This is a genomic window from Aeromicrobium sp. (genome assembly GCF_036675695.1).
In the GTDB taxonomy this organism is placed as follows: domain Bacteria; phylum Actinomycetota; class Actinomycetes; order Propionibacteriales; family Nocardioidaceae; genus Aeromicrobium.
The window spans coordinates 1-2046 of record NZ_JAKFEL010000093.1 but is presented as its reverse complement, the minus strand read 5'-3'; the positions used below and the strand labels follow the sequence as shown (position 1 = coordinate 2046).

2 protein-coding genes are annotated in these 2046 nt (G+C 64.9%); one reads left to right on the top strand and one right to left on the bottom strand.

Going from position 1 to position 2046, the window contains the following annotated elements; translation table 11 throughout:
• Nucleotides 1-85: 85 nt before the first annotated feature.
• Nucleotides 86-1543 carry a lysine--tRNA ligase gene (gene lysS, locus V6M39_RS06160; protein WP_332642872.1) on the top strand — a complete coding sequence of 486 codons (1458 nt, stop codon included), beginning with the start codon at nt 86-88 and terminating at the stop codon, nt 1541-1543.
• Here the strand turns inward: lysS and V6M39_RS06155 are convergent.
• A complete protein-coding gene (locus V6M39_RS06155) occupies nt 1527-1823 on the bottom strand; it encodes an ankyrin repeat domain-containing protein (protein ID WP_332642871.1) in 297 nt (98 codons plus the stop codon). The two genes, lysS and V6M39_RS06155, sit on opposite strands and share 17 nt — an antisense overlap.
• Nucleotides 1824-2046 lie beyond the last annotated feature (223 nt).

The following is a 2046-nucleotide window of genomic DNA, read 5'->3' as shown; positions in this document are numbered from 1 at the left end:
GAACCAGTGACGCGGGCCGATAGGCTTGCTCCTCGTGAACGACGCCACCCCGACACCTCCGGCTGAGGACGACCTCCCCGAGCAGATGCTCGTGCGCCGCAACAAGCGCCAGCAGCTGCTCGACGCCGGCGAGGACCCCTATCCCGTTGTCGTCGATCGCACCCACACGCTCAAGCAGATCGTCACCGCGTACGACGCCGAGGCGCTTGGTGCCGACGTCCAGACGGGCGACATCGCGTCGGTCACCGGCCGCGTCATCTTCCTGCGCAACACCGGCAAGCTCTGCTTCGTACGTCTCCGCGAGGGTGACGGCACTGAGCTTCAGGCCATGCTCTCTCTCGACCTGGTCGGCGAGGAGCGCCTCGCTGCCTTCAAGTCGCTGGTCGACATCGGCGACCACCTTGCGGTGACGGGCGAGATCATCACCAGCCGTCGCGGTGAGCTCTCCGTGCAGGCCACGACCTGGCAGATTGCCGCCAAGACTGTTCGCCCGCTGCCCAACGAGCACAACCCTTTGTCGGACGAGGCGCGCAGCCGGATGCGCTACGTCGACCTGATCGTCCGTCCCGAGGCTCGCGAGAACGTACGCGTGAAGGCCAAGGTCCTTCAGTCGCTGCGGGCGACGCTCGACGAGCGTGAGTATGTCGAGGTCGACACCCCTACGCTCCAGCACACCAACGGTGGTGCTGCCGCGCGGCCGTTCGCCACGCACACCAATGCGTTCGACGAGGACATGCTGCTGCGCATCGCGATCGAGCTGCACCTCAAGCGTGCGCTGGTCGGTGGCGTCGATCGGGTCTACGAGATCGGCAAGACGTTCCGCAACGAGGGCGTCGACAACAGCCACAACCCCGAGTTCATGATGCTGGAGGCCTACCAGGCATACGGCTCCTACGACACGATGGCCGAGCTGACCCGCGATCTCGTGGTCAACGCGGCACGCGCAGTTGGCCGCACGGTCGTCCCCGGTCGCGACGGAACCGAGATCGACCTCGAGGCACCCTGGCGTCGCGCGTCGATCCACGAGCTCGTCTCCGAGGCCACAGATTCGTCGGTCGACAACGACACCTCCGAAGCCGACCTCAAGGCACTAGCCGCCAAGCACGAGGTCGCGCTCCAGGACCACTGGGGCGCTGGCGAGATGGTGCTCGAGCTGTTCGAGAAGCTCGTCGAGCACACGCTGATCCAGCCGACGTTCGTCTGTGACTACCCCGAGGCCGTACGTCCGTTGGCCAAGAAGCACCGCACCAAGCCGGGGCTCGTCGAGGCCTGGGATCTGATCATCAACGGGGTCGAGCTGGCTCCCGCCTACTCCGAGCTCAACGATCCGGTCATCCAGCGCGAACGGCTTGAGGAGCAGTCACGGCTGGCAGCTGCTGGTGATCCCGAGGCGATGGACATCGACGAGGACTTCCTCCGGGCTCTCGAGTTCGGCATGCCTCCCGCCGGCGGGATGGGTCTCGGCGTCGACCGGCTCGTCATGTTGCTGCTCGGAATCGGCATCCGCGAAGCCATCCTGTTCCCGCTCAGTCGCGCCGAATAGCTCCAAGTCGCGTCTCGACGCCCGTCATCCTCATCTGACGGGCAGCCTGCGCCGGTATGAGGTCGTCGAGCTCAGACAGCGCAGCAGGGTCGGCCCCGCTGTCGAGAAGGATGTGGGCGACGTCTTCGTGGCCAGCGAGTATCGCGGCTACGAGCACCGTGCCCTGGTACTCCGGGTGGACGTGGTTGACGTCGACTCCCTGGTCGACGTGGAACCGCACGAGCTCGAGATCGCCGGCTCGTGCTGCGGCGTACAAGTCCTTCCAATCGCCAGCAGACATGCGCATCAGCCTAGTTCTGCCCACAGCGAACGTCGGAACACCGGCCTCGTGGTGAAGGTTGAGTGACGTATATGGACATTCGGCTCGCCGTTTCCGATAGCCGACTAAACTGAACTGATAGTCCAGCAGAGGGGGACGCCCAATGTTCGAAAGATTTACTGACCGTGCTCGTCGCGTGGTCGTGCTTGCCCAAGAAGAGGCACGCATGCTCAGCCACAACTAC